The sequence below is a fragment of the Stackebrandtia soli genome, from assembly GCF_965137155.1.
In the GTDB taxonomy this organism is placed as follows: Bacteria; Actinomycetota; Actinomycetes; order Mycobacteriales; family Micromonosporaceae; genus Stackebrandtia; species Stackebrandtia soli.
Genome location: NZ_CBCRZX010000032.1, coordinates 1 through 25,639, shown reverse-complemented (window position 1 = coordinate 25,639; position 25,639 = coordinate 1). Strand labels below are relative to the sequence as shown.

23 protein-coding genes are annotated in these 25,639 nt (G+C 67.5%); 14 read left to right on the top strand and 9 right to left on the bottom strand.

Annotated elements, in window-relative coordinates:
* The first annotated feature begins 52 nt into the window (after positions 1 to 52).
* The 3 genes from ACM9NP_RS17145 to ACM9NP_RS17135 all read left to right on the top strand — a co-directional run bounded on the left by ACM9NP_RS17145 (position 53) and on the right by ACM9NP_RS17135 (position 2,840).
* Positions 53 to 1,234 carry an amidohydrolase gene (locus ACM9NP_RS17145; RefSeq protein WP_415647729.1) on the top strand — a complete coding sequence of 394 codons (1,182 nt, stop codon included), beginning with the start codon at positions 53 to 55 and terminating at the stop codon, positions 1,232 to 1,234.
* Positions 1,235 to 1,567: 333 nt separating this feature from the next.
* Complete coding sequence (locus ACM9NP_RS17140; RefSeq protein WP_415647728.1) at positions 1,568 to 2,365, top strand: class I SAM-dependent methyltransferase; 798 nt, start codon at positions 1,568 to 1,570, stop codon at positions 2,363 to 2,365.
* Positions 2,366 to 2,636: 271 nt separating this feature from the next.
* Complete coding sequence (locus tag ACM9NP_RS17135; RefSeq protein ID WP_415647727.1) at positions 2,637 to 2,840, top strand: cold-shock protein; 204 nt, start codon at positions 2,637 to 2,639, stop codon at positions 2,838 to 2,840.
* Positions 2,841 to 2,979: 139 nt separating this feature from the next.
* Here ACM9NP_RS17135 and ACM9NP_RS17130 read toward each other — a convergent pair whose 3' ends face one another.
* From ACM9NP_RS17130 to ACM9NP_RS17120, 3 genes are read right to left on the bottom strand one after another with little or no spacing between them, the layout of a single operon-like run.
* Complete coding sequence (locus tag ACM9NP_RS17130; RefSeq protein WP_415647726.1) at positions 2,980 to 5,478, bottom strand: DUF4132 domain-containing protein; 2,499 nt, start codon at positions 5,476 to 5,478, stop codon at positions 2,980 to 2,982.
* On the bottom strand, positions 5,478 to 5,885 hold the full coding sequence (locus ACM9NP_RS17125; RefSeq protein ID WP_415647725.1) for a hypothetical protein: 408 nt from the start codon (positions 5,883 to 5,885) through the stop codon (positions 5,478 to 5,480). Before ACM9NP_RS17125 ends, ACM9NP_RS17130 begins: the two co-directional genes overlap by 1 nt.
* A 48-nt stretch (positions 5,886 to 5,933) precedes the next feature.
* Entirely contained in the window at positions 5,934 to 6,389 is a 456-nt protein-coding gene (locus ACM9NP_RS17120) for a GNAT family N-acetyltransferase (RefSeq protein WP_415647724.1), read from the bottom strand.
* A 281-nt stretch (positions 6,390 to 6,670) separates the two neighbouring features.
* Here ACM9NP_RS17120 and ACM9NP_RS17115 point away from each other — a divergent pair, with 281 nt between their 5' ends.
* Together ACM9NP_RS17115 and ACM9NP_RS17110 are read left to right on the top strand one after the other, a co-directional pair.
* Positions 6,671 to 7,174 (top strand): NUDIX hydrolase, encoded by a 504-nt coding sequence (locus ACM9NP_RS17115; protein WP_415647723.1) that lies wholly within the window; start codon positions 6,671 to 6,673, stop codon positions 7,172 to 7,174.
* 200 nt (positions 7,175 to 7,374) lie between these two features.
* Positions 7,375 to 8,670, top strand: coding sequence for an MFS transporter (locus ACM9NP_RS17110; protein ID WP_415647722.1), 1,296 nt, complete (start codon positions 7,375 to 7,377; stop codon positions 8,668 to 8,670).
* A 62-nt stretch (positions 8,671 to 8,732) separates the two neighbouring features.
* Here the strand turns inward: ACM9NP_RS17110 and ACM9NP_RS17105 are convergent, their stop codons facing one another.
* From ACM9NP_RS17105 to ACM9NP_RS17095, 3 genes are all read right to left on the bottom strand, one after another.
* On the bottom strand, positions 8,733 to 9,263 hold the full coding sequence (locus tag ACM9NP_RS17105) for a carboxymuconolactone decarboxylase family protein (RefSeq protein WP_415647721.1): 531 nt from the start codon (positions 9,261 to 9,263) through the stop codon (positions 8,733 to 8,735).
* Positions 9,260 to 9,814 carry a peroxiredoxin gene (locus ACM9NP_RS17100; protein WP_415647720.1) on the bottom strand — a complete coding sequence of 185 codons (555 nt, stop codon included), beginning with the start codon at positions 9,812 to 9,814 and terminating at the stop codon, positions 9,260 to 9,262. Before ACM9NP_RS17100 ends, ACM9NP_RS17105 begins: the two co-directional genes overlap by 4 nt.
* Before the next feature lie 689 nt (positions 9,815 to 10,503).
* The gene (locus ACM9NP_RS17095; RefSeq protein WP_415647719.1) at positions 10,504 to 11,163 is read right to left on the bottom strand and encodes an SDR family oxidoreductase; all 660 of its coding nucleotides are present in this window, start codon (positions 11,161 to 11,163) and stop codon (positions 10,504 to 10,506) included.
* A gap of 83 nt (positions 11,164 to 11,246) precedes the next feature.
* Here ACM9NP_RS17095 and ACM9NP_RS17090 point away from each other — a divergent pair, with 83 nt between their 5' ends.
* A complete protein-coding gene (locus tag ACM9NP_RS17090) occupies positions 11,247 to 12,044 on the top strand; it encodes a DUF2785 domain-containing protein (protein WP_415647718.1) in 798 nt (265 codons plus the stop codon).
* Here ACM9NP_RS17090 and ACM9NP_RS17085 read toward each other — a convergent pair whose 3' ends face one another.
* A complete protein-coding gene (locus ACM9NP_RS17085; protein ID WP_415647717.1) occupies positions 12,045 to 12,992 on the bottom strand; it encodes a ribose-phosphate diphosphokinase in 948 nt (315 codons plus the stop codon).
* Positions 12,993 to 13,309: 317 nt separating this feature from the next.
* Here ACM9NP_RS17085 and cimA point away from each other — a divergent pair, with 317 nt between their 5' ends.
* The 7 genes from cimA to ACM9NP_RS17050 all read left to right on the top strand — a co-directional run bounded on the left by cimA (position 13,310) and on the right by ACM9NP_RS17050 (position 19,818).
* The gene (gene cimA, locus ACM9NP_RS17080; RefSeq protein ID WP_415647716.1) at positions 13,310 to 14,911 is read left to right on the top strand and encodes a citramalate synthase; all 1,602 of its coding nucleotides are present in this window, start codon (positions 13,310 to 13,312) and stop codon (positions 14,909 to 14,911) included.
* Between the two features lie 187 nt (positions 14,912 to 15,098).
* Positions 15,099 to 15,428 (top strand): hypothetical protein, encoded by a 330-nt coding sequence (locus ACM9NP_RS17075; RefSeq protein WP_415647715.1) that lies wholly within the window; start codon positions 15,099 to 15,101, stop codon positions 15,426 to 15,428.
* A gap of 344 nt (positions 15,429 to 15,772) precedes the next feature.
* Positions 15,773 to 16,552, top strand: coding sequence for a fumarylacetoacetate hydrolase family protein (locus ACM9NP_RS17070; protein ID WP_415647714.1), 780 nt, complete (start codon positions 15,773 to 15,775; stop codon positions 16,550 to 16,552).
* A complete protein-coding gene (gene gltX, locus ACM9NP_RS17065; protein ID WP_415647713.1) occupies positions 16,545 to 18,020 on the top strand; it encodes a glutamate--tRNA ligase in 1,476 nt (491 codons plus the stop codon). Before ACM9NP_RS17070 ends, gltX begins: the two co-directional genes overlap by 8 nt.
* 243 nt (positions 18,021 to 18,263) lie before the next feature.
* The gene (locus tag ACM9NP_RS17060) at positions 18,264 to 18,542 is read left to right on the top strand and encodes a hypothetical protein (protein ID WP_415647712.1); all 279 of its coding nucleotides are present in this window, start codon (positions 18,264 to 18,266) and stop codon (positions 18,540 to 18,542) included.
* 587 nt (positions 18,543 to 19,129) lie between these two features.
* Entirely contained in the window at positions 19,130 to 19,471 is a 342-nt protein-coding gene (locus tag ACM9NP_RS17055; RefSeq protein ID WP_415647711.1) for a hypothetical protein, read from the top strand.
* A gap of 59 nt (positions 19,472 to 19,530) precedes the next feature.
* A complete protein-coding gene (locus tag ACM9NP_RS17050) occupies positions 19,531 to 19,818 on the top strand; it encodes a DUF1905 domain-containing protein (protein WP_415647710.1) in 288 nt (95 codons plus the stop codon).
* Between the two features lie 260 nt (positions 19,819 to 20,078).
* Here ACM9NP_RS17050 and ACM9NP_RS17045 read toward each other — a convergent pair whose 3' ends face one another.
* A complete protein-coding gene (locus tag ACM9NP_RS17045; RefSeq protein ID WP_415647709.1) occupies positions 20,079 to 20,849 on the bottom strand; it encodes a hypothetical protein in 771 nt (256 codons plus the stop codon).
* Positions 20,850 to 21,143: 294 nt separating this feature from the next.
* Between ACM9NP_RS17045 and ACM9NP_RS17040 the strand changes: the two genes are divergently transcribed.
* Positions 21,144 to 24,137 (top strand): AfsR/SARP family transcriptional regulator, encoded by a 2,994-nt coding sequence (locus tag ACM9NP_RS17040; RefSeq protein WP_415647708.1) that lies wholly within the window; start codon positions 21,144 to 21,146, stop codon positions 24,135 to 24,137.
* Positions 24,138 to 24,245: 108 nt separating this feature from the next.
* On the opposite strand, the gene ACM9NP_RS17035 is transcribed toward ACM9NP_RS17040, so the two are convergent.
* The gene (locus ACM9NP_RS17035) at positions 24,246 to 24,890 is read right to left on the bottom strand and encodes a hypothetical protein (RefSeq protein WP_415647707.1); all 645 of its coding nucleotides are present in this window, start codon (positions 24,888 to 24,890) and stop codon (positions 24,246 to 24,248) included.
* Positions 24,891 to 25,639 lie beyond the last annotated feature (749 nt).

Below are 25,639 nucleotides of genomic sequence, written 5' to 3'. Positions count from 1 at the left end.
CTCCATCGACGGTATAGTGGTATACCGTTAACTCGGATCATGGAGGATTCCCGTGTCGTCAACACTGTTCAGGCGTGCTCGCGTCGGCCGCGACTCCGAGCAGGTGGACCTGCTCGTCACGGACGGCCGCATCGCCCGGGTCGCCCCCGCGATCGACACCGACGCGGACGTCGTCGACCTCGCCGACCGCGTCGTCTTGCCGGGCCTCGTCGACGGCCACGCGCACCTTGACAAGACACTATGGACCGGACCGTGGATCCGTCACGAGACGGCCGCGAGCATCGCCGACCTGATCGCCAACGGCCAGCGTCGTCGTCCCGAACTCGGCATTCCGCACCGCGGCTACATCACGGCGCTGCTCGAGCACATGGTCACGCTCGGCACCAGCCACGTCCGGTCTCATGTAGACATCGATCCGCTGCTCGGGCTCAGCGCGGTCGAGGCCGTCCGTGCGGCCGCCGACGGCCTCGCCCACGCGATCGACGTCGAACTCGTCGCCTTCCCGCAGGCCGGCATCCTCATCAGTCCCGGAACCGCCGAGCTCCTCGACCAGGCGCTCGCGGCGGGCGTCGAGACCATCGGCGGCATCGACCCCGCCGGAGTCGACGGCGACCCCGTCCGCCATCTCGACCTCGTCTTCGAGCTCGCCGACCGGCACGGTGTCGGAGTCGACATCCACCTGCACGATCGCGGGACTCTCGGCCTCTGGCAGTTCGAGCGCATCATCGAGCGCGCCGCAGCGCTCGGCCTCGGCGGCAAGGTCGTCATCAGCCACGGCTACGCCCTCATCGGAGCCGCCCCAGACGTCCAGGACCGTCTCATCGCCCGCCTGGCCGAGGCGGGCATCGCGATCGCCTCCACCGCCCCGTCCACGGCGATGCCGTTGGGCAAACTCCGCGCAGCGGGCGTGCCGCTGACCCTCGGCAACGACGGAGTCCGCGACCTGTGGAGCCCCAACACGACCGCCGACATGCTCGAGCGCGTCATGTTCCAGGTGAAGAACGGGGGCGACTCGACCGACTCGGGCATCTCCGCCGCGCTGGACGCCGCGACCGTCGACTCCGCGAGGGCGCTCGGTCTCGACGGCTACGGCTTGTCCGAAGGGGACAAAGCCGACTTCGTGGCCGTCGACGCCCGCAACGCCGCCGAAGCCGTCATGACACGACCGACCGACCGCGTCGTCGTCAAGCACGGCCGTGTCGTCGCCCGTGACGGCGCCTTGCTCGCCCGCTGACTACCGATCGCTCGACACCCGGCCGACCGCCCTTCGCCGCCTCACGCTGCCTACGGGCGGTCGTCGTGTTTCGAAGACTGAGAAGACCCGACGGCGCGGTCCCCTCGGCGGATACCGTCGCCGACGGGACCGCCAAGGTCCCGCAGGCGACCAGCGGTTGTCTCGTTGTCTCGGGTCGTGTGCGGCGAGTGGCGGGGCGTCTCACGGCGAGGCGAAGAACGGTGTCGACCATGCCTTCCGGCGTGCTGAAGCACCGCGAAGGAGCTCGGACACCGCGACGCCGCCACAGCCGAACCGTCGGACAACGAGACAACCTCGACACAAGGGACGGTCATGTCGTACACCCACGGCCATCACGACACGGTGCTGCGCTCACATCGATGGCGCACGATCGACAACTCCGCCGCGTACCTCGCGGACGCGCTCGTGCCCGGCAGGTCCGTCCTCGATGTCGGCTGCGGTCCCGGCACGATCAGCCTCGAGTTCGCGGCGGCGGTCGCGCCCGGCGTCGTCACGGCCGTCGACACCGCCGAAGCGGCCGTGGCCGAGACCCGCGCCGCCGCCGAGAGCGCCGCTGTGACCAATCTCGTCGTCGAGGTGGCCGACCTGTACGACCTGCCCTATTCGGCCGGGTCCTTCGACGTCGTGCACGCGCACCAGGTCCTCCAGCACGTTCCCGACCCCGTGGCGGCGCTTCGCGCCCTTCGGCGGCTGATCGCGCCTGGTGGAGTCCTCGCCGCCAGGGACGCCGACTACGACGCGATGTACTGGCACCCAAGGCTTCCCGAACTCGACGAATGGCGTTCCCTCTATCGCCGGGTCGCGCGCCTCAACGGTGGCGAGCCAGACGCCGCGAGACTGCTCCCGAGCTGGGCCCGCTCGGCCGGGTTCCCCGACGTGAGATACACGACAACCACCTGGTGCTTCGCCACGGCGGAGGATCGCCGGTGGTGGGGCGGGATGTGGGCGGATCGAATGCGGCACTCCGCCGTCGGTGAGACCGCCGTCCGAGAGGGCTTCGTCGGGCCGGAGGATCTCGACCGGATCGCTCGCGGCTGGCTCGCGTGGGCCGACGACCCGGACGCCGTGTTCGTCGTTCCACACGGCGAGATCCGTTGCCGCGAACGGTAGCCATGGACCTCCCGCAGTGGTCTACATCGGAACCGGATCGGGCGGAACGCCAGCTCGCGGGGTCGATCGGTCCTCGTTGAGGAGGGGCCGGGGGACGGACCTCGACTGCGGCCCGCCGGCGGGCGCACGATCGTACCCGTCACGTTGTTGAGAAAAAGGGGTACGCCCGGTGTCGGAATCGAAACAAGGCGCGTACGCTTCAAGGAGCCCGTCAGGGCGGGGTGAGGCCGCGACGCGGCTCGCACCTTTTCGCATGTTATGGAGCTTGTAAGTGGTAAAAGGCACAGTGAAGTGGTTCAACGCCGACAAGGGCTTTGGCTTCATTGAACAAGATGGCAACGGTCCCGACGTGTTCGTGCACTTCTCGGCGATCCAGACTCAGGGCTACCGTGAGCTCAACGAGGGACAGCTGGTCGAGTTCGAGATCACGCAGGGCCAGAAGGGCCCGCAGGCGGAGAACGTCCGTCCGCTGTAACTCGCACGGGTGACGCGTCTGACGTGTCACCGGGACGAGCCTCGGCGCCCCGCACGGATGCTTCCGTGTGGGGGTTTTTCGTTTCCGGGGTCTTTTCGATGATGAGGGCGGGACAACTGGTTGCCCCGCCCCACGCGCGTCAGCGCATGCTCAACTGCGACAGGATCGTCGAGTCCGTGATGGCCGAGTCGTCGGCCAGCAACATCGCCTTCGACAGGATCATTGACAGCACCCGGTCGCCCTCGAACGGCAGGAACAGTCCGCCCGTCTCGGCGGCCGCCCGCTGGTTCGGGACGATGCACAGATACTGATCGTTCGGCTCCATGAGGATGTTCGACGATCCCAGGTGGATCTTGTAGGTGCGGCGGTCGCCGCGCACCACGAGGAACCTGCCGTCGAGGTGGGCGCGATCCGCGATCGCCAGCCGAGGCACCAGCCGTTCCAGCAGGCTCTTGCGAATCTCGGCGGACGCGCTCAGATCACCGAAGCTGTACGACTGCCAGTATTCGATGTGTCGGCCTTCGCCGCCGCCGTCCGTCCATGTCGGATCGTTGCCGATGCTCGCGACGCCGACGAACAGGTCCACGTCCCGCAGGACCTCCGACAGAACCAACGGCGGAACGCGTTCGATCGGCAGCGGCTCCGTCGGGTCCTGACCGGCGACCAGCCACTGACGGTAGCCACCGCCGCCGGCGTGCGCGCTGTTGGCGGTCGAGTCGATCGGGTAGAACCGGACCTGGTCGGTCGCCAGGTACAGGTACGAGCCGGAGTCCGTCGTGTCCGCGCCCCAATCGGAGCCGAGCCCCTCGACCCAGAACTCCGCCCGCAGTCCCCATCGCGGGAGCTCCTTGTACGGGGCCTCGTATTCGTCGTCGACGAGGAGCCGCAACCGGTTCCTCCAACCACGGGCCGCCGCCAGGGCGTGGAACTGGTGCTGCTTGACGATGTGCGCCGCGAAACGGTTGCTGTACGTCCCGGTGCGTTCCTCGGCCTCCGTCAGCAGGTACACCTCGCGGTGCGCCTGTTTGAACGGCTGGCGGATCTCGTGCCGTTCCAGCCATTCCCGCCACGCCAGCACGTCGTCGACCGGGCGGGCGACCGGATGCCACAGCGAGACGGTGGCGTCATCGTCGGCCGTGAGCGGAGCCTCGTCGATCGTGACCGGAACCCCGTCGACGACGCCGAACGCCGTGCCGTCGACGACCCAGATCAGGCGACGCCCGAGCGTTCCGAGCAGCGGGTGGTCGAGGTAACGCTCGCGCCACGACTTGAACGGCCATTCGCGGGCTTCGAGGAATTGGCGGTCGACGCGTTCGATCTGCGCCGACTGCATCTTGCCGATGTCCTTGACGAGGGCCTTGAGCTCCTTGACCGTGTCGGGGTGGTCGCGTTTGGCGGAGGCCGGCGGCGACTTGACGGCCTTTCCCTTGTCGTTGAACCACGTCAGGGCGATCACGCCATTATGGATGGTGAGTTCGGCGCGCGAGTCGTCCACCACGTCGACGCGTCGACCGACCTCGGTCAGGCCGTAATCGGGGATCGCGAGTTCTTCGATGTCGTCGCGGCTGATGCCGAGTTCCGTCGCCTTGGCGTCCAGGGCCTTCGTGATGACCTTGAGCGTCCCCTTGAACTTGACGGAGGACGCCAGCCTCGCCAGTTGCCCGAGCGCGGCGGGGTCCTCCATGCGCGCGAGGGCGCCGACGGCGGCGTTGGCGACCTTCGGGCTGCGGGGGCCGAGCCCGGGCACCTTGCGCAGCGCGAGTTCCACGATCTCGCCGAGCCGGGTGGCGGTGTCGTGGTGAGGGAGCAGCGCGAGCATCCACACGAGTCCACGGAGGATGTTGGCGTTGTACGGGTCGAAGGTCGTGTTGTACGGCAGTTCGTACTGGGTGATGTTCACCTCGTAGGTGCGCGGTTTGTTCAGCGTCCGAAGCCATTCGACGACGTGGCCGCGGACCTGGTCGTCACCGATCGCGGCGATGAGCGCATTGGTCTGCTTTGTCCATTTCGCACTCGGTTTGGCGGTGGTGGCCGTTCGCGCGTGCCGGACCAGTGCCGTCCAGTCCTCCCCGAGCGTCTCGAGGTCGGCGTTGGCCTGTTCGGCCCACGGTTCGCCGACGTTCAGCAGGGGGTGGTCGCACAGTTCGGCGACCTCGTGCGGAGTGATGTGGGCGTAGTAGTCGACGGAACTGCGTCGCAGGGTCGCCAGGGTGCGAGGGTCGAGGGTCTCGCCCGCCTCCTGGATGATCCGGACCGCCCACAGGAGACCGGTCCGATCCCACTCGGTCCAGCGCGTTCCCGCCGCGTGGAGTTGTTTCCTCGCTTTCTCGATCCGTTGGGAATCGGGCAGGTTCGACATCAGGATCTCCAGGATCGTGTTGATCGCCGTCTCGTGCGGAGTGTGCCATGAACGGCGGTGCAACCTCGTGTACAGGGATTCGTGCAGCGCCTCGGCCCGCTCAGGCGGCAGGTCGGTGAAGATGCTCGGGTCGATGCTGGGCAGGATGCCGCGCCAGCCTTGCGTCTGGCGGATCAGGTCCACGACCCGGTGGGAGAACTCCCGGACGTCGCCGTCCACCGCCAGTTGCCGCACGTGGGCGAGTTCTTCCGGGGTACCGACGTTCTGGGTGGTGGTCATCAGCCACCGACTAGGGGGACGAGCTTGAGGAACGTGACCTCGGTGCCCTGCTTGATGGACACGACCGCGTTGAGTTCGGTCACCTGACGGTCGTCGACCAGGATGAGGAAACCGTTGCGGCCGAAGGCTTCGAGTGCCTTGTCGTACTGAGTCTGGGCGTCAACGTGTGGGTGTTTCCGGTTTCGCGAGCCGTCCGCCGTCGAACCGTTGAGGACGGTTTCGACGCTCGTGGGCTGTACGAGGCCGTGGAAGTGCTCGCCGCCGCGCGCGTTGTGTTCGGCGACCTCCTGGAAGATGCGGCGCTTGATCAGCTCCGTGAGGGGAAGTTCTTCCTCGAAGATCTCCAGGTGCCACCCGGCGCTGCGCGTCCCGGCGGTGGTCTCATCGACGATGGTTATCGTGCTCATGGCCGCAGTGTAGAAAGCCCCTCCGACATCGCGACCGTCGATCGTCCACTATGTCAGGGACAGCTTGTATCCATAGTGGGTACGGTCGAAGCCGACGCGTTCGTAGAAGCGGTGCGCGTCGGTGCGCGTGATGTCGGTCGTCAGTTGCACGAGGCCGCAACCGAGTTCGCGGGACCGTTCGATCGCCCACCTGACCATGGTCTCGCCGAGCCCCATGCCCCGCGCGTCGGCGTGGATTCGGACGGCTTCGATGAGGCCGCGCCCCATGCCGGTCCGTGCCAGACCGGGGATGATCGTCAGTTGCAGGGTTCCGAGGACCTGACCGTCTCGGTCGGCGACGACGAGGTGATTGTTCGGGTCGGCGTCGATCGCCGCGAACGCCGACAGGTACGGGCCGAGGTCGTCGGGCGTTTCGCGGGTCGCTCCGAGCGGGTCGTCGGCGAGCATCGCGACGATCGCCGGAACGTCGTCAACGGTGGCCGTGCGAATGTCAAGGGAGGTCACGGTCGTGACGCTACGCCGTCGACGCGACCGCCGTTCGCGGCGATCGGGACACTGTGACGGAGGTCGTCTCGTTGTCTCAGGTCCTGTGAGGCGCGGGTCGGGGCGTCATCCGTTGAGGCGGAGAAGTTCCCGTATACCGGTGTCGGCCATGCCTTCTGGTGTGCTGGAACACGGGGCAGCCTGGACAACGAGGCCGATGGCCGTCGAACCGCTGACCATGAACACCGCGACGCCACCGAAGCCGAACCACCGGGTATCGAGACGGCCTCTACGATCGGTCGATGCCGATTCCCGACTTCATCGTCGCCCTGCGTTCCAAGATCGGCCACGATCTACTGTGGCTTCCATCGGTGACGGCCGTGGTCTTCGACGCTGACGGCCGGGTCCTGCTGGTTCGGCGTTCCGACAACGGCGCGTGGACGCTGGTGACGGGCTGTACGGATCCGGGGGAGCAGCCCGCCGACGCCGCGATCCGTGAGGTCTTCGAGGAGACCGGGGTGCGCGCCGTTCCCGAGGCGCTGATCGGGGTGGAGGCGACGCCGCCCGGGGTGTGCGCCAATGGTGATCGAGTCCAGTGGATGGACGTCGCGTTCCGATGCCGTCATGTCGACGGCGAGGCCCGGGTCAACGACGACGAGTCGGTCGACGTCGCCTGGTTCGATCCGGCGGACGCCCCGTCGTTGGGGCCGAGACAGACCCGTCAGCTGGCGACGGCCCTGGAGGGTGGGGACCGCGCCCACTTCCAGTTCGACGGCGAGGCGCACACCCCGACGCCCGCGGTCTGACCGCGACACGTCATCCATAAGGGATCGCACCGCCGAGTGTGTCCGCCGTTCCTCGGCGCGGGGTCGTCTCGCCCTGGACGCGGGAACTTCCGTCACCGCCGAGCGACGGCGTCGGTTCGAAGTCGGGGCTCGCATCGAAGAGGTGTCGATGATGCGAATCTGACATTCAAATGACGTCAATTTCGTGGTTCAATGCATCAATGAGACGCCCCGATCTCGGCCTGCTGCGACACCGCCCCTATGCGAACCTGTTCGCCGCCGTCACCGCGACGGCCGTCGGATACCAGGTGACGACGGTCGCGTTCCCCCTCGTCGCCGTGCTGGCGCTCGACGCGAGCGAATTCGCGGTCGGGCTGCTGGCGGCGTTGTCCAGCCTCGCTTTGGCCATCTTCGGACTGCCCGCCGGCGCGTGGGTGGACCGGCTCCGCAAACGCCGCGTCCTCATCGTCTCCGACCTGATCCGAGCGGTGCTGATCCTCGCGATACCGGTGCTGTGGTGGATGGGCCAGCTGTCGATGTGGCACCTCTACGTCATCGCGGCGGCCTCGGGGGCGGCGTCGATCTTCTTCGATGTCGCGTCACAGAGCTTCCTACCCGCGCTCGTCGGTCGGGATCGCCTCGTCGAGGCGAACGCCAAGCAGGAGTCCGTGCGGCAGGTCGCGCAGCTGGCGGGGCCCGCCGTCGCCGGGCAGATCATCGTCATCGTGACCGCGCCGGTCTCCCTCGTCGTCACCGGTGTCGCCCTGCTCGTGTCGGCGGCGTTCACGGCCAGGATCGGCTTCGACGAACCGCTCGCCGAGCGGGCTCCAGACAGTACATTGTGGTCTCAAATCGGGGAGGGGCTGCGCTTCGTCCTTCGCGATCCGCTGCTACGGGTGCTCTCGATCTCGACGGCGTGGTCGAACCTGTGCAGCGCCGTCTATCACGCCATGGCACTGGTGTTCCTCGCGCGCACACTCGGCCTGTCTCCGGGCACGATCGGCGTCATGATGAGCATCGGGGCCATCGGGGGACTGGCCGGCGCGGTACTCGTGCGTCGCGTCGTCGCCCGACTCGGGCAGGGTCCCACGATGTGCGTGGTCTTCGCGCTCGGCTCGCCGTTCTGGTTCGTCCTGCCCATGGTCGGCGCCGACTGGCGGATCTGGCTGGCGGCGGGGGCGACGGCGGTCATGAGTTTCTGTGGTGTCGTCTACAACATCACGCTGATCAGCGCCCGCCAGAACATGGCGCCGGACGCGTTGCAGGGCCGTGTCAACGCGACGATGCGGTTCTTCAACTGGTGCACGATTCCCGTCGGGGCGTTCGTCGGTGGCGTGCTCGGCGAGGTGGTCGGGGCGCGGGAGACCCTGTTCATCGGTGCCGCGGGAGCGCTTCTGGCGTTCCTTCCGCTGGTGCTGTCGCCGCTGCGGACGATGCGGGAGCTTCCATCTAGAGTGGACACGCCGACGCCCGCGACCGAAGATCGATCGCGGGCGTCGACTACCCCATACCCGTAAGGTCTCGAGTGGTTGTCCAGGTGCCGCGGTTCGTCACGGCGGCATGGGAACGGACAACCTTGTTAGGACAGGGCCGCTTCGGCGTCGAGGGTGACGGCCGCCGCGTGGATCACGGACGCGACGCGCAGGGCGTCGTGGACGTGATCGCGGGACGCGCCCGCCGACGCGACGGTCTTCTCGTGCGACTCAAGGCAGACACCGCAGCCGGTGATGGCCGAGACGGCCAGGCACCACAGTTCGAAGTCGACCTTCTCCACGCCGGGCTTGCCGATGATCTGCATCCGCAGCCGGGCGGGCAGGGACTGGTAGGCGTCCTCGCCGATCAGGTGCTTCGCCCGGTAGTAGACGTTGTTCATCGCCATGATCGACGCGGCGCCCTTGGCCGATTCGATGGCCTCGGCGCTCAGGTGCTTGACCGCCTCGTCGGCGATCTCGCGCAACACCAGCGGGTTCCGCGCGGCGACGGCGGTCGCCAGCAGGGTGCCCCACAGCTGCTGCTCGGTCAGCGACGACGTGGTCGTCACCGAGCCGAGGTTGAGCTTGGTGTCCTTCGCGTACGCCGGGAGGGCCTCTTTGATCGCCTCGATCGTCATGACGCGGCCAGGAGCTTGGTGGCGTCGAGCGTGTCGCCACCCTTGTTCCAGTTGCACGGGCACAGCTCGTCGGTCTGGAGGGCGTCGAGGACCCGGAGGACCTCGGCGACGTTACGGCCGACGGAGCCCGCCGTGACCATCACGAACTGGATGACGTTGTCGGGGTCGACGATGAACGTCGCGCGCTGTGCGACGCCGTCCTCGCCGAGCACGCCCGCGGCCTCGGTGAGCTCGCGCTTGATGTCGGACAGCATCGGGAACGGAAGGTCACGCAGGTCCGGGTGGTCCTTGCGCCAGGCGTGGTGGACGAACTCGTTGTCGACCGACCAGCCGAGGACCTGGGCGTCACGGTCGGCGAACTCGCCGTTGAGACGACCGAACTCGGCGATCTCGGTGGGACACACGAAGGTGAAGTCCTTCGGCCATGCGAACAGGACGCGCCACTTGCCTTGGTGGGTCTTGTTGTTGATGGTCTCGAAGGCGTTCTCGGCGTCGAGCGAGACACACGCGGTCAGCTCGTACTCGGGGAAGTGGTCGCCAACGGTCAGCACAGATGTCTCCTTGTAAGACGTCGTGGGCCGGACCTCGTCGATCCGGTGCCCGGCTTTTTTGGAATCGATCAAGAATGTACTCGACTGGTTGTCGTGTCGCCAAGGCCGGTGGGCGCGACTGTGGGCAGTGTCTCGATCCGCCGGGAGTTGCCATGTGACCTGCGTCAACGCACGGTTCTGTCGACTGTGTCGGTCAGGGTGACGGATAGCTCGCCGTCATATGCGCAATGGTCTCTTCTAGGGGTCATTACTTGCTGGTAGTCCATAGGCGCCCAATGGAACGGGATGCGCCGAATCCATAGTGGTGTCCGCAGTCGGGCCGTGGGGAGTCGAGCGTGCGACGTGCCGCCACGGTGATCACTTCGCTCTCGGCAGACTCCTTCGCTTGGCGCCGAAGGCTCGTCAACGCCTCGATTGATCGTTATATCGAAACCGATAGATCTCGTCCGGGGCGCGCTCCATCGGTTCCGCGTGCCCCGGACGTTTCAGCGATGAGCCGAGCCGCAGCAGGAGTTCGTTCGCCCTTCACCACTCGGCGACTCGCGGCGGCTGCGCCTCAGGGCGTGCGTATGACCCTTTCCTGCCACATCCACGCCCACGTCATGGCTCGGCACGTCGGCGGCGTCGAACGCCGGTGTGCGTCCCGCCCGGACCACGCGCCCACTCGGAACCTGCCGACGGATGGCGCCCTAGCCGAGGAGACGCTCGATCTCGTCGTTGATCGGCCGCTCGCCGCTGATCAGCTCCAACACCATTCCTGCCGTGCGCGGCGCCTTGAGCAGGGCGGCGAAGACGGCGGCCACGTCGTCACGCGGAATGGAGCCCTTGCCGGTGTGCGGGGCGAGCCGGACCTTGCCCGTGCCGGGTTCGTCGGTCAGACTTCCGGGGCGCACGATCGTCCACCGCAGACTCGACCGGGCCGTCAGGTCGTCGTCGGCGGCGCCCTTGGCGCGCAGGTAGGCGGCGAACACCGGGTCGGTGCCGCCCGGTGGTTCGCGGTCGGCGCCCATCGACGACAGCATGAGGTAACGGGCGACCCCGGCGGTCTCCGCGGCGTCGGCGAGCAGGATCGCCCCGTTCTTGTCCATGGTGGTCTTTCGTTCGGCTCCGCTGCTCGGCCCCGCCCCGGCGGCGAACACCACCGCGTCGGCGCCGTCGACGTGACGGGCGACCTCGTGCACGGTCGAATGCTCGAGATCGCACACGACCGGCTCGGCTCCGACCTCACGTAGGTCGTCCGCGTGATCGGGGTTGCGAATCAGCCCGACGGGTTGATTGCCGCGCGCGACGAGCAACCGCGACAGGCGTTGGGCGATCTGGCCATGACCTCCGGCGATGACAATGCGCATGGGGCGACTCTAAATCCTCCGGCGCCGCCCCGACCCGGAATCGACGCGACGGCACCCTCGATACCCACGTCTACGATGCGCCCATGACCGATTGGCAGGCGGTACTCGACGCCGACCTCACCGTTCCCGACACCGCCCCGCTGCTGGAACTGGTGGCCGAGCTGTCCGCCGATCTCGTCTCGCCGGACCCGGTTCGGCGCGACCGGCACGCGTACACGATCCTCGCGACCTGGATCAAGCGCGGCGTGCTCGACGAGGCGGCTCTGAGGGCGCTGGGCGAGGAGCAGGCCGCCCGTTTCGGCGACGAACGGATCCAGGCGCGGACGTTCGCGCCGCTCATCCTCGCCGCGATCGTCGAACGTGGCGTCCACGACGAACGTTGGCGGGACGCTTTCGTCGCCTGGTATCCCGCTGAGACGGACTTGCGCGGGCACGACCCGTCCCTGGGTTGGCTGCACGCGATCGCGCACGGCGCCGATCTGCTGGGGGTGTTCGGAATGAGCCCGCACGTGGAGCCGGGGGAGATGTTGGAGACGGCGGCGTTCCGACTGATCGCCCCGACCGAGCACGTGTGGCGGGATCAGGAGGACGATCGCCTCGCCTTCGCGCTCGGGCGGATCCTGACGAGGCCGGACGTCTCCGAGACCGTGGCCGTCGGATGGCTGGACCCGATCGCCTCGCTTTTCGCGGCCGGAACGCCCGGACCGGTGCCGCCTCACGTCAGCAACGCGCTGCGAACGCTTCGCGCGTTGTATCTGCTGGCCGACCGGGGGGTTCGACCGAAGTGGAGTTCAGGCGAGCCGGTGCCGCTCGTCCATCGGGACGCGCTGACTTCCCGGCTCGCCGACGTCGTGTCGGGGCCCGCGCCGTTCACGGGCTGATCAGCTGAACAGGACGCTCAGGCTCTCTCTGGCGTGGATGCGGCGGATCGCCTCGGCGAACAGGGGCGCGACCGAGACGGTCACGATGCGCTTGGAGCGGCGGGTCGGTCGCTTCTCGACGGTGTCGGTCACCCACAGCGTCTGGATCGCGGAATCGTCGAGCCGGGACATCGCCTTACGGGTGAAGACGCCGTGCGTGACGGCGGCGCGCACGGAACGGGCTCCGCGCTGGATGAGGGTGTCGGCGACTTCGGCGAGCGTTCCGGCGGTGATGGTGAAGTCGTCGACGATGACGGCGTTCTTGCCCTCGACGTCGCCGATCAGGTCCGCGACGTGGGCGTTCTCGGTGTGGTCGATACGTTCCTTGTCGGCGATGGCGAGGGGGGCGCCGAGCCGACGCGCGTACTGCTTGGCCTTCTTCGCGAAACCGGCGTCGGGGGAGACGATCACGAGTTCGTCGAGATTCTCGGCGGCGATCGCGTCGGTCAACACGGGCAGCGCGTACAGGTCGTCAACGGGCAGGTCGAAGAAGCCTTGAATCTGCGGCGCGTGGAGGTCCAAAGTGACCACTCGATCGGCGCCGGCGGTCTCGATGGTCTGGGCACAGAGTCGCGCGCGGATGGAAACGCGGGGTTCGTCTTTCTTATCGCCCTTGGCATAGCTGAAATATGGAATCAACACTGTGATGGACGCGGCGGACGCGCGTTTGAGCGCGTCGATCCAGAACAGCAATTCCATAAAGTTGTCATTGGCGGGAAGAGCGGTCGACTGCACCAAATAGACGTGCCGTCCTCGGACGTTCTGGCCGACCTTGACGAACAGGTTGCCGTCCGAGAACTGGTGAACCTCGCCTTTACCGACCGGTACGTCCAGAATCTTGCAGATGTTCTTGGTCAAGCGCGGTGAAGCGGATCCACCGATGACCACCAACTCGTCGTCGTCGCGCATCGTTCATTCCTCAAGATCGCGGGCGGCGTAAACGGCTCGATCCTCTCACGGGAGCGCAGGAATGAGTTTCGGATATCCGACAGTAATTTCGAGACAAACGTGACATGATGCGCGCCCAATATTTGGGAGTAAACAGCCACATCTTGGCTGGTCCTGGCATACTCCGATACATGACGTTCCGCCGTCTCATTAGCGACGGGCGTGTGGCGAGCGGGTAGACGACCCGCACGACGCCACACGCCAGACCTCCCGTGTCCACGGGGGGTCTTTTTCATTGCTCGACCCACGCAACGCCACCATTCGGCAGGGAGACACACGTGACCACCGCGACCGATCGACCCGAGTTCCACGTCTTCGACACGACACTGCGCGACGGCGCTCAACGCGAGGGCATCCGGTACTCCGTCGCCGACAAGCTCGCCATCGCCGGGCACCTCGACGACCTGGGGGTCGACTTCATCGAAGGCGGTTGGCCGGGAGCGCTGCCGAGTGACACGGAGTTTTTCGCGCGGGCCGCAGCGGAGCTCGATCTGAAGCACGCGACGCTGGTCGCGTTCGGGGCGACCCGCAAGGCGGGCGTCCAGGTCGCCGACGATCCACAAGTGAGGGCGCTGCTGGACTCGGGCGCCTCCACCTGGTGCCTCGTCGCGAAGTCCGACGTCCGCCACGTGCGGCGCGCGCTGCGCACGACCCCGGGGGAGAACCTCGCGATGGTCGCCGACACCGTGTCGTACGGCGTTTCCCAGGGCCGTCGGGTGTTCCTCGACTGCGAGCACTTCTTCGACGGCTACCGGCACGATCCCGCCTACGCGACGGACGTCGTCGCGACGGCGTTCGACGCGGGGGCGGACGTGGTCGTCCTGTGCGACACCAACGGGGGGATGCTGCCGTCCGACATCACCGAGATCGTCACCGCGCTGCGGGCGGACCTCGGTGAGACGGCCCGGCTCGGCATCCACTGCCAGAACGACACGGCCTGCGCCGTCGCCAACACGATCACGGCCGTCCAGGCGGGCGTCATGCACGTCCAAGGCACCGCCAACGGCTACGGCGAGCGCCCCGGCAACGCCGACCTGTTCGCGGTGGTCGCGAACCTCGAATGCAAGCTCGGGCTGACCGTCCTACCGGATGGCGGCCTGCGAAAGATGACGCGGGTCTCCCACGCCATCGCCGAGATCGCCAACCTCGCCCCCGACGCCCATCAGGCGTACGTGGGTCACGCGGCGTTCGCTCACAAGGCGGGCCTGCACGCGAGTGCGATCAAAGTGGATCCGTTGATGTACAACCACATCGACCCGCAGACCGTGGGCAATGACATGCGGATCCTCGTGACCGAGATGGCCGGTCGGGCCAGCGTCGAGCTCAAGGCCACCGAGCTCGGACTCGACCTGACCGGCCGTCCCGACGTCGCGGCGCGGGTGACGCGGCGTGTCAAGGAGCTGGAGGCGCGCGGGTGGTCGTTCGAGGCCGCCGACGCGTCGTTCGAGTTGCTGGTCCGTGACGAGCTCGCCGCCGGACTGACGCGACACTTCACACTCGACAGTTATCGGGTGATTGTGGAGCATCGGGCGGGTGGCGCCGTCGTCAGCGAGGCGACCGTCAAGGTCCGCGTCGCGGGTCGCCGCGTCATCGCCACCGCCGAGGGCAACGGCCCCGTGCACGCCCTCGACTCGGCGCTCCGCAAGGCGCTCATCGCGGACTTTCCGGAGCTGGACGCCGTCCGTCTCGCCGATTACAAGGTGCGCATCCTCGCCGGATCGAGCGGCACCGACGCGGTGACACGCGTCCTCGTCGAGGCCGCCGACGACACGCGCGAATGGACGACCGTCGGCGTCCACGACAACGTCGTCGAAGCGAGCTGGCACGCCCTCTCGGAAGCGCTCACGTATCGCCTGAGTACACAGCCGGCGACCGTTTGACCGATCGACTGCGGCGTCGTCGAATCGTCCGCGTTCGACACTGGTACGTGGACGGTTCCTTGGTTCAGGATGGAGTGGCGCCCCGCCTCTCGTCCCGCGCGACTTCGGGCGCCGGGACCCTACCCGGGGGTGGCGGCGCGTTCGGCGGTTGAGCCGTCGGCGCCCCCGAAACGGATACCGTTGACAGGTGAGTACTTATGGGTCGGCGCGGGTCCGTGCCGGACGGGCGCGTGTCACCCGCGCGCACGCGAGGCAACGGTTCGCGGTCGGGGTGGCGGGCGGGATCGTCGGTCAGCTTTTCATCGGGTTCCTGCTCGGCTGGATTCTCGCGGGCGGTTTCTCGCTGACCGTCAGACTGCTCTCGATGATCATCTCCAGCGTCATCGCGACGCCGGCCATGCTCAGCGTCGGCTTCGCGTTGATGCTGAAGCCCGACGCGCGACCCTTCGGCGGGGGCATCCTCGTCGGAACCGCCGTCGCGACTCTCGCCCTGGCGGTCACCTGGTTCCTGCTGTGACGCCAAGATACTGCCCATTGTGGTGAGACGTGGAGCGCCCGCGTCGATGAACGGTGGTGACGCCTCGCGTTCGTCGTTGGAGGAGGACGTGCCCACTGCGGTGGGCCCCGGTCCCTCAGCAGATGGCGGTGTACGCCGAGCACCTTCGCCGAAACCCGCTGCAGAGGGGAGGCAACTCTCGGACGCGGGACTGTGCGGGTGGTTCGGGGTCGAGGATCGCGCCGAGTCCGGCGCCCCGATTGAGAGCAATCAGACCGGGCGGGGGATCGGCGGCGGGAACGCCCGTGACGGCGGGTTAGGCTGATTTCCGTTTTCCGGCCACCACGACATCAGGGGAGAGTCACGTGCGGATCGCACGCATCGCTCACGCTCAGGGCATGTCCTTCGTCACCGTCGACGGCGAAGGAGACGGCGCCACCGTCTCCGAGATCGACGGACACCCTTTCGGACAGATCACATTGACCGGTCAGCGGTGGGCACTCGCCGACGTCCGGTTGATGTCGCCGCTCCTGCCGAGCAAGATCGTGTGCGTCGGTCGGAACTACGCCGCGCACGCCGCGGAACAGCAGGCGGAGGTTCCGAGCGAACCCTTGCTGTTCCTCAAACCGTCGACCACTGTGATCGGTCCTGGCGACGCGATCCGCATCCCGCCGCAGTCGACGCGCGTCGACCACGAGGCGGAGCTGGCGATCGTCATCGGCCCGCCGGGCGCCCGCCGCGTCACGAGCCCCGCCGAGGCGGAGGCCGCGATCTTCGGTTACACGTGCGCCAACGACGTCACCGCTCGCGACCTTCAGGAACGCGACAACCAGTGGACCCGCGCGAAGGGTTTCGACTCGTTCTGCCCGATCGGGCCGTGGATCGAGACCGAACTCGACGTCAGCGACATCGAGGTGCGCTGCGAGGTCAACGATTCGGTGCGGCAGCTCGGTCGCACCAAGGACATGGTCTTCTCTCCCGCCACGATCGTGTCCTATGTGTCTCACATTATGACGCTGCTGCCCGGCGACGTGATCCTGACCGGTACTCCGGAAGGCATCGAACCGCTGGAGCCCGGCGATACGGTATCGGTGTCGGTGGAAGGCATCGGCACCCTGACGAACTCGGTGGTTTCCCTTGTCTGAGGTACGTACCCGCTTCTGCCCATCGCCGACCGGAACACCGCACGTCGGTCTGGTCCGCACCTGCCTGTTCAGCTGGGCCTACGCCCGGCACCACGGCGGCACCTTCGTCTTCCGCATCGAGGACACCGACGCGGCGCGCGACAGCGAGGAGTCGTACCTCCAGCTGCTCGACGCGCTGAACTGGATCGGCCTCACCTGGGACGAAGGCCCGGAGAAGGGCGGCCCCCACGGCCCCTACCGGCAGAGCGAACGCGGCGACATCTACCGCGACGTCATCGACAAACTCGTCGCCGGCGGCTACGTCTACGAGGCGTACTCCACCGCCGAGGAGGTCGAGGCGCGGCATCGTGCCGCCGGACGCGATCCGAAGCTCGGCTACGACAACTTCGACCGGACGTTGACCGACGAACAGCGCGAGACCTTCCGCGCCGAGGGCCGCACCCCGGTGCTGCGCCTGCGCATGCCCGACGAGGCGATCACCTTCGTCGACGGAGTGCGCGGCGAGATCACCTATCCGGCGGGCAGCGTGCCCGACTTCGTCATCGCGCGCGGCGACGGATCGCCACTGTACACATTGACCAACCCGGTCGACGACGCGCTGATGCGCATCACCCACGTCATCCGAGGCGAGGACCTCATGGCGTCCACTCCGCGCCAGATCGCGCTCTACCGCGCGCTCGTCGAGCTAGGCATCGCCGAGCGCGTCCCGGAGTTCGCGCATCCGCCGCTGATCGTCGACGAGCGCGGTAAGAAGATGTCGAAGCGGGACCCGCGTTCCGATCTGCTGAAGTACCGCGCCGAGGGCTACCTCCCGGAGGGCATCCTCAACTACGTCGCGACGCTCGGCTGGTCGATCGCTCCGGACCGGGACGTGTTCTCCGTCGCCGAGTTCATCGCCGCGTTCGAGCTGTCGGACGTCAACTCGAACCCGTCGAGGTTCGACGATCGCAAGCTGGACGCGATCAACTCGACGCACATCCGGCAGCTCGCGCCGGAGGATCTGGCGCAGCGGCTGTTGCCGTTCCTTCAGGAGATGAAGCTGCTGCCGGAACACCCGACCGAGGAGCAGCTGCGTATCCTCGCGGAGGCGACGCCGCTGGTGCAGGAACGTACCGGCACCCTGGTCCAGGGCGCCAACATGCTGTCGTTCCTCTACAGTGGTGACGCGTTCGCCCTGGACGAGGCGAGTGCCAAGAAGACGCTCAAGGGCGAGGCCGCCGTCGTTCTCGACGGCGCGATCGACGCGCTCACGACGCTTCCGGACTGGACGACGGCCGCGATCGAGACCGCCCTGAAGACGAAGCTCATCGATGAGCTGGAACTGAAGCCGCGCAAGGCCTTCGCGCCGATCCGCGTCGCGGCGACGGGGAAGACCGTCTCGCCGCCGCTGTACGAGTCGCTCGAACTCCTCGGTCGTGAGACGAGCCTGGATCGCCTGCGCGCGGCCCGTTCGCTCGTCACCGACTGACGTCCTCGCTACTCCGTTTCGGGCCGGTGGACCTCGTGGTTCACCGGCCCGTTCGCGTCCGTGGGCCCAATTCACCGGGATCGCGAATCGATTCCCGGTCGTCCCGCGATCCCGGCCGCCGGATCAGTGAGGACGTGCGGTGCGGCGTCGGCGCACGAGTACGATCACGCCGTAGCCCGAGCGGATGTCCCGCGGGTCGTTCGGTCGTACCGCCGGGCGGTGCCAAGGGCGGTGGGGGTTTGGATGTCCTCAAAGACCCCGGTCGGGGCGCCTCCGGGCAATCGACCCGGCCGGTTGTCGCTCGTCGCCGGTTTCGTGGCGTTGGGCTTCGCGGTGGTCCCGATCATCGGCGACTTCGTGGCCCTCACGGCGGCGGTGCTCGCGATCGCGTTGGGAATCGTCGGCATGGGTCGGGTCGACGACGGTCGTGCGACGAATCCCGGCCAGTGCGTCGCGGGTGTCGTCCTGGGCGGCTTCGCGGGCCTGATCGCGTTCATCTTCATAGCCGCGAGCTTCAACTAACCAAGTCGGTCGAGGTGCCCTTCGGGCTTTGTCCTTTTCGTACCGCTACGCCAGCCGGCGCGTCCTGGGCTGGGTGGTCGCAGAGTTTCGGCTTGGTGGGGCGGGTTACGTGGCGGAACTGTTCTGCGGGGTCGGTAACGGAGACCCACCAAGCCGGGGGAGGTGACTTCTGCTGGGTCGTCNGGGTTGGTCGGTGGTCGAGTTTCCCGGCTTGGTGGGTCTTCCTTCCTGTCAATGGTTCGCGTTGTGCCCCCGTACGTCGCCCCACCAAGCCGAATGTGGGGGGTGTGGAGGTGCCCTCCGGGCGCTGTCCTTTTCGTACCGCTACGCGAGTCGGCGCGTCCAGGGCTGGGTGGTGGGAGAGTTTCGTCTTGGTGGGCCGCGTGTGGGGTTGCAGGGGCGGGCACTGGCGGCAGGGGAGCCCCGCCGGGCCCGGCCCTGTCCACTGTGATTCACGGGAGTCGACGGTGCGGAGGTTGTCTTTTGCGGCTTGGGAGGCGGCTGCCCACGTCAAGTTCGGTAAGTCGGTTGTCGGCGGGCTGGGACGACCGGTATCGTCCATCATCGATCAATCCGAGGGAGTTTCCATGACCACGACGACACTGTGGCGGCCGTGCGGGCCCGTCGAGTTGAAACTGGTCGAGGACTCCGCGTGGACGGCCTGGCCGCCTCGTCTGCCGGAGCAGCCGATCTTCTATCCGGTGCTCAATGAGGACTACGCGATCCGCATCGCCCGCGATTGGAACGTCAAGCACAGTGGCGCCGGATACGTCACCCGGTTCGCCGTCGACACCGCTTTCCTTGAGCGCTATCCCGTTCAGCAGGCGGGCGGCAGCACGATCCTCGAACTGTGGGTTCCCGCCGAGGAGCTTCCGGAGTTCAACCGCCACATCGTCGGCCCCATCGAAGTCGTCCACGAGTTCCACTAGGGACCTGCCGTGCCACTGTCGTCCTGTCCGCTGTCGGTCGACGGCCCTATCCTGGGCGCATGGACTTGGAATTCAGCGGCGAGCTGTGGTTTTGGCGCGGCCCGGCGCCGTGGCACTTCGTCACCGTTCCCGAGCACGAGTGCGTCGCGTTGAAGGAGGCGTCCGCGTCGGTGACATACGGCTGGGGCATGATCCCGGTCGTCGCGAAGGTCGGTGCCACCGAGTGGACGACGTCACTGTTCCCAAAGGACGGTCGCTACCTCGTTCCGATCAAGGCCAAGGTCCAGAAAGCCGAAGGCCTCGACATCGGTGACGTGGTGACCGTCAAGCTCACGGTCGGCGGCTGAGCCCCGCGCTGATCGCACGGCACCGACCCCGGACCGCCGGAACGGCACCGCGAACGCCCCCGGTTCCCGAATCGCCCCGACGCGTCGTCGGAGCGATTCCCCACCTGACCGGGAGACGTTCGCGGACATGCCGTTTCGGGCCGATCCGCGACAGACGGATCCGACCCGATGACCCATGTGGACGCATGGGCGGGTGTGGCGGAGGAATCGGGTGTTGGGCGGAGTTGACCCGATTCCCCCGGTCTATGGACGACGCGGCGTCACTCCGGCGCGTTCGCCTTCTCGTGCTCCGCGATCGCGGCGAGGAACTCCGATTGCGTCTGCGGGTAGTACTCCGTCGTGAGCCACGAGACGAGTTCCTCCTTGGTGAACGGGTACGCCGCCATCTCCGCGGCGCTGCTGTCCGGGTAGCGGTCGGGGGCGCGCTCGTATTCCACGATGCCCGGGTCGTGATGGATGCTCAGGCTGACCCGCAGCACCCAGGTGTCGTGGCGCGCGTAGCCGTAGAAGAACTGCTCCCCCGACGAGTCACCGGTGAAGTAGTAGCTCTCGTCCCACGTTCCGGAGATCTCGCCTTCCTGGACGTTCTCGAAACTCGTAGCGGCGTTGGCCTCGTGCAGCTGATCGATCATGTCCTGGTAGTCAGTGGCGGCCTCGTCGGCGGTGTACTCGGTGTCGATCGCGACGGAGACGTCCCCGTCGCCGGGCATCCCCCTGTCACTGAACTCCGGGGTGAACGTCGCGACGGTGAACATGCCCTGGCACGACGGTCTCTCCTGCATCGTGCTGTCACTGGACATCAGTCCATCGCCCCTGATCGCCTCGACCCCCAGGTAGTCCTGGACGGGTTGAAGGTCCTTCAGCGTGAAGCATCCGTCCATCGCCATGAAGACGATGTGCGAGGCCGGGGCCTTCTTCTCGTCGCCGGGGCCGTTCGATCCCGGAGGGCTGAAGCCACCGCAGCCCGTCAGCAGCAATCCGGCGACGCTCCCGACGCCGATCGCCCTTCGCCAGCTGGCCCTACGTGTCACGGTGGCTCCATTCGTCTTTCGTGCCTGTCACTCATACGATCCACGCCCCGGGCACGGCTGTGGCACGGCTGTCGGCGTCCGAGCCGTGCCGAGCGTCGCCGCCGTGGAGGGGTGGCGAGAATCGGCCGACGGATGACGGCGTTCGCCGATCGGCGAACGGACCTCGTCCCCGCGCGACCGGCTTTCATCCACTGTGGTGAATCGGGCGGTTTGGCCGCAGGGCAGTAGCTTCACCGCCGTGGTCGCGGCCCGATATCTTGGAGGGGGTGTTCGTCGTTCGTCGTGGAGTGTGGTGTGGAGTTTCGGATCCTGGGTCCGCTGGAGGTGCTCGGGGACGCCGGGCCCGTCCCGATCGCGGGCAGACATCAACCACGTCTGCTCGCCATGCTCGTGGCGGACGTCGGCCGTGTCGTCCCCATGTACCGCTTGATCGACGGCCTGTGGGAGGACGATCCGCCGCCGACCGCTCGCCGACAGGTGCAGAACACGATGGCCGCGATCCGGCGAGTCCTCGCCGACGCGGGTTTCGACGAACTGCGGGCCGTCGGCGATGGCTACCGGTTGAAATCCGAACACGTCGACGCGCGGAGGTTCGCCGAGGACGTGCGTGAGGCCCGGCGGCTCGCCGAAACCGAACGCTTCGCCGCAGCCCACGCGGCGTCGTGCCTGGCCCTCGACCGGTGGCGTGGCCCCGCGCTCGTGGGGTTGTCCGGTCGAGCCCTCGAATCGGCGGCGCGTCAACTCGACGAGTCCCACCTGGCCGCGCAGGAACTGCGGATGGACCTCGAACTGAAGTTGGGGCAGCCCGGGCGGGTGGCGGGCGAGGCGCGGGCGCTCCTCGACGAACACCCGTATCGCCAGGACCTGGCCGGCCTCCTCATGCTGGCATTGCATCAATGTGGACGGACTTCGGAATCGCTCTCGGTGTACGAGGAGCTGCGATCCCGCTTCGTTGAGGACCTGGGAATGGACCTCGGTCCAGGCCTTCGCGACATCCACCTGTCGATTCTTCGCGGGCGTGCCGAGACCACCCCGAAGCCGCCGCCGACCGCCGAGTCGCCGACGTCGCGGCCCGTGCCCGCGCAGCTTCCCGTCGCGGGCGTCGGTTTCACCGGTCGCGACGACGAACTGCGGTGGCTGGACTCGATCATCGACGCCGGCAACCCCATCGCGGTGGTGTCCGGAGGCGGGGGCATCGGCAAGACGGCGTTGGCCGTCCAGTGGGCCGAGCGGAATCGGGACCGTTTCCCGGACGGCCAGCTGTTCGTCAACCTGCGCGGGTACGACCACGGCGAGCCGATCGCGCCGCTCGACGCGCTGCAGCGGTTCTTGAGGGCTCTGGGCCAACCCAACGACTCCATTCCATCCGATATGGACGAAGCCTCCGCGCTCTATCGTTCCCTGCTGCGGGACCGCCGCCTCGTCGTGGTCGTGGACAACGCGCGGTCCGGGGATCAGGTCCGTCCACTGTTGCCCGCGACCCCCGGCTGCTTCGCGGTCGTGACGAGCCGAGACAGCCTCGCGGGCCTGGTCGCCTTGGACGGCGCGCGGCCCGTGAAGTTGGACGTGCTGAGCGAGAGCGAGTCGCGGCGACTCCTCGACGACCTGGTCGGATCGCGACGAGTCGAGGAGGAGTGGGAGTCCGCCGAGAGCATCGCCGAGCTGTGCGGTCGGTTGCCGCTGGCGCTGCGCATCGTCGGGGCGAATCTCGCGACGGACCCGCACAAGCGCCTGTCCGAGGTCGTCGACGAGTTGCGCGGGGCGGACCGACTGGACCGCATCGCGGTCGGCGGCGATCCGCAGGCCGCCGTGTCCGAGAGCATCGGCCTCTCCCTGCGCGTCCTGGATCCCGCCACGCGCCATTTCTTCCTGCGGCTCGGTCTCATTCCGGCGCAGACCTTCCCCGACGACCTGGCACGGACCGTCGGGGTCGACGGCGAGAACCAGGACAGTGGACAGATCGCCCGACTCTTGAGCGCCCACCTGCTCGAACGGCCGGGTAGCGGTCGACTGCGCTTCCACGACCTGGTGCGCCTGTACGCCCGTCGAAGCGCCGAGTCACTGGTGTCCGACGTCGAACTCGACGGTGCGCGACGTCGCATGCTGACCTGGTTCAAACAGGCGGCCAACCGGGAGGAACACGACGAGGTCATGGCGGTCGTCGAGGACCTCGTCGATCACCCCAGGTCGTGGGAGGCCGCGTCGGCCCTGCATCGCTCCATCTTCGAAGGACGCGACCCGATCCAGATTCGCGACACGGCACGACGTTGCCTGGCGGTCGCCGAGTCGCACGACGACCTCGCCGGTCAATCCACAATGCATAACTTGATTGCGGGAACATATTGGGCGACAAGGGAACTCGAACACTCTGAGGCGGCCGGAGACCTCGCCGTGCGCACCGCTCGCGAGGCGAACGATCCCATCCTGCTCGGTCGGCACCTCGGCAACCAGGCGACCTACGCCTTCTCTCGCGGTCACATCGTGCTCGCGAAGAACATCGCGCTCGAAGCCCTCGCCATCGCGGAGAAGACGGGACGCGTCGAGGCGATCGCCAGTCGGATGGAGCGCGTCGGGTCGGCGTGCTTCCAACTCGGCGAGTACGCCGAGACCGAGCGGTACTTCATGCGGGTGCGGGAACTCTACGATCTCGGCCCCGAGGCCGGGTATCGGTCCGTGCCGGGCATGTTGTCTCTCGGGGAGCTCTACTGGACCACCGGCCGGTACGACGATTGCGAGCGGGTCGTGGACGAACTGTTGCGATTCGAGGCGGTCAGTCGCCCACAGCGCACGCTGACCCTGCGCGGTCAGCTTCGCCTGGCGCAGGGGCGAATCGACGAGGCGTACGTGGATCTGCGGGCCGCGTACGACCAGGACCAGGAGAATCGGCACATCGGATCCACGGCCCAACTGCTGGAACCGCTCGCGCAGTGCGTCTACGCTCGCGGCGACGTGGACGAGGCGCTCCAGCACGCCCGTGAGTGCCTCGCGGTCGGGGTGCGTACGGGGTTCGTGCGCGACGAGGCCGCCGGGCACCTGCTGTTGGCGACCATCTACACCGGACTGGAAGACCTCCCGTCGGCGCTCCGTCATGGCGTCGCCGCCCGCGACATGTACGCGCGGATGGGGATTCCCTTCCGCCATGGGCGTTCCCTCGCCGCGCTGGCCGCGATTCACGTCGCGCTCGGCGACGCCTCGGCCGTCGAGTACCGAGACCAGGCGCTCGAGGTCTTCGAACGTCTGGGGGTGGCTGCCTTCGAGTCGGTTCCGGACGTGCCGACGATGGCATGAGGAACGTGCTGGGGAATCGCGGTTCCAGGTGGCGCGTCGCGGTGTCGTCATGACACCTCCGCCTTACGACGCGTCCGCCTGTGATCCGCTCGCGGCGGAAGAGCGCTCCTAACGCTGCGCCGGGCCCCGGTAGAAGTCGAAGCCGGAGCCGTCCTGGAGCAGGAATCGTTCGTAGATCGCCCGTGGCACAGTCGATCCCGACAGCTTTCGTTCGGTCAGCTGGGGCGCGGGCAGTTGGTGGCGGGCGAACTCCAGGATCCTCTTCAACCGGACCTGCTCAGGCGGCAGACTCGGCGAGGCGAACTCCTTGCGGAGCCGATCGGCGGAGCGCTGGAGTTTGCCCAAACGGGAGCCGTTCGCCGCGTCCTCTTCGGAGACCGCTTGGAGGTAGGCGAACCGCTGGTCGGTCAACACCCAGAAGCCCTTCTTCAACCCCGCGACGGCTGCCGCCTGACAGTGCGGTTGGGCGCCGAAGGCGAAGACGTTGGTGGGGGCGCTGGAGCTGCCGCTGTCGAACGCGTCCTCGTGAGCTCCGCTGGCGAAGTACACGAAGACGTAGATCGGCAGACCAATTGTCCACAACAGAATTCTGACGGGCAGTGGGCGCTTCAGCTTCCCCGTCTTCCGGCGGCGGGTCATCTTGAAGACGGGACTGGCGCTCACTATCCATTCAAGACGTTCGTGTGGCGCCAGCCACTGTGCTCGAACGGCGTCGGCGGCGTCGTTGTCGGGATGGAATCGGCGGTGGGACATGCGACATCCTTGGGGAGGCGTGAGTGATCGCCGCGGAGGTCCGTGTTCTCGGCGGCGGCTCGATAGTACGAAGCCGCTGCGACACCTCTAACGCTCCTCATCGGACACTCCAGGTCGACGCCCCGACATGGCGACGTCGGGTGCGATTGCAAGGCCCCGGCGTTCGGCTTGGCGAAGTGTGCCGGGTGGTGGGAGAGTTTCGGCTTGGTGGGGCGGTGTGCGGGGCCACCAATCCGAATGTGGGTGTGGCGGCTTCTGAGTGGAGTGCCCTTCGGGCGCTGTGCTTNTNGTACCGCTANGCNAGTCGGCGCGCNTNGTGCCGGGTGGTCGNNGAGTTTCGGCTTGGTGGGGCGGGTTACGTGGCGGAACTGTTCTGCGGGGTCGGTAACGGAGACCCACCAAGCCGGGGGAGGTGACTTCTGCTGGGTCGTGGGGGTTGGTCGGTGGTCGAGTTTCCCGGCTTGGTGGGTCTTCCTTCCTGCCGGTGCCTCGTCTTGCGGCCTCGTACGTCGCCCCACCAAGCCGAATGTGGGTGTGGCGNCTTCTGGTNGAGGTGCCCTCCGGGCGCTGTCTTTCTCGTACCTCCGCACCTGGTCGGGAACCTGCCACGCCTTGGACTGGGTGGCCGCAGACTTTCGTTTGCGCCCAGGCAACTCGGCTTCCCTAGTGCTGGGTGGTCGGAGAGTTTCGGCTTGGTGGGGCGGGTTACGTGNCGGAACNGTTCTGCGGGGTCGGTAACGGAGACCCAC